The following is a 4,959-nucleotide window of genomic DNA, read 5'->3' as shown; positions in this document are numbered from 1 at the left end:
GTCAGCCAACGTGACAGTGCCCGAGGATCTCGATGTCCTTGCCATGGTCGCTCATCAGCAGCGGGCGCAGCAGGGCGAACACGTTGGTCACAGCGAGGTCCGGCAAGCACAACGGTAGGGCTCTCATGATCGGGGATACCCACCCGATCGCCGACGACCGCCGTGCAGCAACGGGCCTGTCAAGGCTCAGGAATTCCAGCCGGGCCGCCCACACCCATCGACGGAAGCTCCTACCGCGGCGAGTCGCGACAGGCTCGCAGATCAGGGTGGCCATGGGGAGGACTACTGGCTAGTTGCCGAACGCAACGGCGACAACGCTCCCGCCATAGAGCCGTCAAACGGTGACAGGAATGTGAGATACGAGCCCCCACGGGGAGCAATAAAGACCCTCTGACCTGGGCATTTAGCTTGATCAGTAGAATCCGGTCACGGATTCTACTGGCGCTTCGTGCAGGTCGGCGCCAGGGATGAGTTCGGTGGAACCTACGAGACCTGGGTCACGCCAGTCTTGCGCGCCGGGGCGGCGGCCGGTCGTGCCGCCCTCTGGGGGCAATGCGGCGCGACTCGGGTGGGCGATGAGTCGTACGCAGCGTCGGTGACGCGACCAGCACCTTCTGGCTGGCCCCCTCCGGTACCACGACGTTCGCCGCCGGCCCCACGATGACGAAGGCGGCCGGGGACGCGACGAGCATCAACGTCCCGATCTAGTTCCCCACCGGCTCTGAGCCGGCCACGAAGTGAGTACGGCCTCCCTGTGCTTGAGCAGGGAGGCCGTACTGCGCTGTGCCGAAACGCCGACGCGTTCGTGAGGGCCGTCAGGCCGGCGCCGTCACACTCCTACGGGCTGCCACTCCTGGTTGTCGCCGCCGCCCGTGGGCCACTGGATGATCTTCGCCCCGTCGGCCGTCGAGCCGCCGTTCACGTCGGCGCAGAGGCCGCTCTTGAGGTTGATCAGGCGGTAGTAGCCACCGGATGTGGGGACGAGTTTCCACCACTGGTTGTTGCTGTTGCCGTCCGACCACTGGTCGAGCGCCGTTCCGTTGGCGGTCGAGCCGCCCGGATTGTCCAGCACCTTGCCGCTGTTGACGTTGGACAGGCGGAACGAGCCGTCGTAGTCGGGCAGCAGCTTCCACTTCTGGTTGGCGCTGCCGGAGTACGTGAACTGGATGGCCGCGCCGCCGTTGGCCGTTGAGGCGCCGGAGATGTCGATGACCTTGCCGCTGCGGCGGTTGACCAGCTTGAAGACTCCGGTGAGCAGACCGATCGTGATCGTGGTGCTCGTACCGGCGCTCAGTGACACCTTCCGGGCGTGGCTGCCCAGCGAGGACGTCGTCACCGTGGCGGCCGTGCTGATGGACGTGATGCCGCGCCGGCAGATGAAGGTGATGTCCTGGTCGATGTCCGAGGTGAGCTTGACGGTGGCCGTACGGGCCACGGTGTCCCAGGTCAGGGACTGGATGCTGATGCGGTTGCGGCCACGGACGCCCTTGATGGTGCCCTGGGCGAGCTGGTCGGGGAGCGCGGGGAGGATCTCCAGGACGCCGGGGCGGCTGTAGACGAGTGCCTCGGCCACGATGGCGGGGATGGAGTTGGCCGCGTCGCAGTTGTAGATGTCCAGGTTGGGGTTGTGGGAGGTCATCAGCGACCGCCAGACCATGTTCTTGCCGTAGATCTTCAGCAGGTTGGCGTACACCCCGGGCCCGTCCTTGAGGCGGGCGCGGGACAACGCGCGGTGAATGCTGCCGTGGGCCGAGAAGTTCGCGTCGCCGCGCTTGTCCAGGGCCTTGGCCGCGAATTTGACGAGGTCGGGATTGTCCTCGGGGTTGATCTCGTGCAGCGGCCAGGCGCCGTACATGTGCTGTACGTGCCGGTGGTCGTAGCGGTCGGTCAGGCCCGGCCAGGACCACTCGGCCAGCGCTCCGTCACCGTTGACCGTGTAGTCGGGCAGCTTGGCGAGCAGGGCGGTCCAGCGGGCCACGCCCTTGCCGCTGCCCTGTTCCAGACCGAGTTCGTTGGCGGCGTCGATGGCGGCCTGAAGGGCGTGCCGGCCGGCCATGATGTCGCCGGTGGCGTTGACGCAGAAGGACTGGCCCGTGCTGGCCGGGGTGTTCTCCATGGAGAAGGAGGGGACGAACACCGCCTTGCCGCCCGAGTCGGTGCGGGTGAGGAAGTCCTCGTAGAACAGGGCCAGTTCCATCAGGGCGGGGCCGAGCTTGTTCTTCAGGAAGGCGGTGTCACCGGTGACCTGGTAGTACTCCAGCAGCGGGTAGAGCATCCAGTCGGCGCCGCCGGTCCATGCCTGGCCGGGGAAGCTGCCGTTGTTGAAGTGCAGCATGTGCCCGTACTCGCCGTCGGTGCGGGACGGGGCCAGGAAACCGCGGGCGTTGTAGAACCGTCTCGCGTTGTCGCGCCAGTCGGCCAACTGGCCGAGCACGAGGTCGAAGTAGCCCTGCATGGCGTCGGTGAGGTCGAGGATGTTGCCGCCCGCGACCTGGAAGTTGATGTTGGCGTCGGTGGTGAAGTCATCGGCCCAGGAGCCGGCCCAGGTGCCGGTCCAGATGCCGGTCAGGCGGGGCGGCAGGATGCCGGTCGAGCTGACGAACAGATAGCGGCCGGAGTCGTACATCCGCTCCAGCAGCGCGATGTCGACCGCGCCGCTGTTGGACTTCTGACGGGCGATGAGGTCGCTGGTGGCCAACTGGCGGTCGGCGGCGGAGACGTTCAGGTCGATGCTGGAACGGTCGTACATCGCCTGGTGCTTGGGAGCGTGTCTGCCCAGCAGGGTGGCGTAGTCGGTGGTCAGCGCGGCCAGCGCGGCCTGCAACGGCTTGGCGTCCCAGGCGGTGGAGGTCTCGTAGCGGCCGAGCTTGGTCAGCAGCAGAACCCTGGTGGCCTTGGCGACCACGAGGGTGTTTCCGCTGGCGGTGACCGAGGCGCCGGATCCGGAGACGACGACCCGGGTGACCCCCTCGTAGCCGAACGCGCCCTTCCCGGCGGGGTAGGTGCCGCGCATGTTCAGGTAGCCGTCGCCGTTGGAGATGGTGGCGGTGGTGGCGAAGGAGACGCTGGTCGGCGTGGAGTCCAGCGCGGTGTTGACGCTCAGGGTGGTGTCGACGGTGCGGCCGGTGGCGGGCAGCAGCTCGTGCACGATGACCTGGTCGGCGCGGGAGACGAAGACGTGCCGCTTCCAGACGCCGAAGGAGTCGGTCCAGGTGTGGGTGACCTCACCGGTGCGGAAGTCGGTGATACGGGCGTAGTCGTTGACCGTAGTCATGCCCGGGGTGCTGAGCTGGAGCTCGTAGCCCGGGTGGAACGTCTGCGTCCACTTCAGGCTCCAGCCGTTGGCGAAGGTCGACGCGGCCCCTGAGTAGTCGCCCGCCAGCGCCTTGTTCCGGGCCGGCTCCAGTACGGAGGTCAGGTCCGGGGGCATCGTGCTCCGGGTGCCGTTCGGCAGCACGAGCTTGTGGTAGTTGACGATCATTTTCTCGAGCGTGGGCGCGCCGTAGTACACGGTGCCGTACTCGCCGTTGCCGCTCAGGAAACCGTCGGTCCACGCCGAGGCGGTGGCGTTGTCCCAGGTGCCGCGCGCCGGGAGGGTGACCTGGGGCGGGACGACCGCGGCGGCCCGGTTGGCGAACACGAAGCCCGGCAGGGCCGAGGCGCCGACCGTCAGCGCGGTGGCGGCGAGGAAGCGCCGGCGGTCCAGGGGGAGGTCGGGCAGTTGCACGATGAGACTCCGTTGTCTGCTGATGCGTGACTGTGGTGCGGCCGGGCATGGCGGTGCGCCGGATCCGGTACGGGTGGGGTGGCTTCTGCCGGAAGCCTCACGTTTCCGTCCCATGTCCGTGGTGTAACGCTCACCAAGGACATGGGATGGATTAGCAGGGACGGCACCTGGTTGTGTCTAGAGCTCGGCGCAAAAAATCTCGAAAAGCCAGCTAAATCTAGCGATTTGAGAGGATCGATACTTTCGTTCAGTCGATGCCGAGGACTGAGCAATACTCAGATGTGGGATGTCTCGCTGGTTTGGGTCGGCCGTCAGCCCTCGTACGGCAGCAGTTCCGCGCGCTTCGGCGGCAGCCCGTCCCCCGACGAACGCCCCGTCAGCCGGCGGCCGATCCACGGCAGCAGGTACTGCCGGGCGAAGCGGGCGTCCGCGACCCGGCGGGCGCCCCAGCCGGGCGGCGCGGTGGCGGGCATCGGCGTACGCCACTGAGGGTCCTCCGCCTCGTACCCGAGGGTCTGCCAGACCGCCTCCGCGACCCTGCGGTGGCCCTCGGCCGACAGGTGCAGCCGGTCCACGTCCCACAGGCGCGGGTCGCCGAGCGAGGGGGCGCCGTACAGGTCGACGACGAGCGCGCCGTGCCGGGACGCGAGGTCGTCGACACAGGCGAACAGCTCCTCCATGCGCGGCCGGAAGCGCTCCAGGACCGGGCCCTGGCGGCCGGGGCTGCGCATCAGCACCAGTTGCTCGCACGCGGGGGCGAGGCGTTCGACGGACTCCTCCAGCAGGCCCCGCACCCGGGCCATGTCGCACTTGGGGCGCAGCGTGTCGTTCAGCCCGCCCACCAGTGTGATCACGTCCGGCTTCATGGCGGCCGCGACGGGCACCTGCTCGGCGGCGATCTGCCCGATCAGCTTGCCGCGCACGGCCAGGTTCGCGTACCGGAAACCGGGTGTGCGGGCGGCCATCCGGGCGGCGAGGAGGTCGGCCCAGCCCCGGTACGTACCGTCCGGCAGCCGGTCCGACATGCCCTCGGTGAAGGAGTCGCCGACCGCGACAAGGCTGGTGTACGAGGCGTTCGTCTGCATGGCGACAGAGATGATAGCCCGTTCACATACCCGGCGGTCGGTCGGCCTCCTCGGCGCGTCGGGGGTGAGGCTCGGTGGGTCGGGGGTTTTCTTCGCCCCCGCCGCCCTTACCCGTTCCCGTCCCGTTCCTGGGGGCTCCGCCCCCAG

At 68.2% G+C, this 4,959-nt stretch carries 2 protein-coding genes; both read right to left on the bottom strand.

Going from position 1 to position 4,959, the window contains the following annotated elements; translation table 11 throughout:
- Positions 1-829 precede the first annotated feature (829 nt).
- Positions 830-3,727: a glycosyl hydrolase family 95 catalytic domain-containing protein gene (locus AOK08_RS32700; protein WP_055532817.1), complete on the bottom strand. Its 2,898-nt coding sequence runs from the start codon at positions 3,725-3,727 to the stop codon at positions 830-832.
- A gap of 311 nt (positions 3,728-4,038) precedes the next feature.
- Positions 4,039-4,812, bottom strand: a complete 774-nt coding sequence (locus tag AOK08_RS32695) for an SGNH/GDSL hydrolase family protein (protein WP_055532816.1) — start codon at positions 4,810-4,812, stop codon at positions 4,039-4,041.
- Positions 4,813-4,959: the final 147 nt, after the last annotated feature.

The sequence above is a fragment of the Streptomyces graminilatus genome (genome assembly GCF_001418565.1).
GTDB lineage: Bacteria > Actinomycetota > Actinomycetes > Streptomycetales > Streptomycetaceae > Streptomyces > Streptomyces graminilatus.
The sequence above is the reverse complement of the archived record's forward strand: the minus strand, read 5'-3'. Positions and strand labels throughout refer to the sequence as shown.

What these genes read in the sequence shown, in the direction of transcription:
- AOK08_RS32695 (WP_055532816.1), bottom strand. Translation starts at nt 4,812, where the DNA reads ATGCAGACGAACGCCTCGTACACCAGCCTTGTCGCGGTCGGCGACTCC.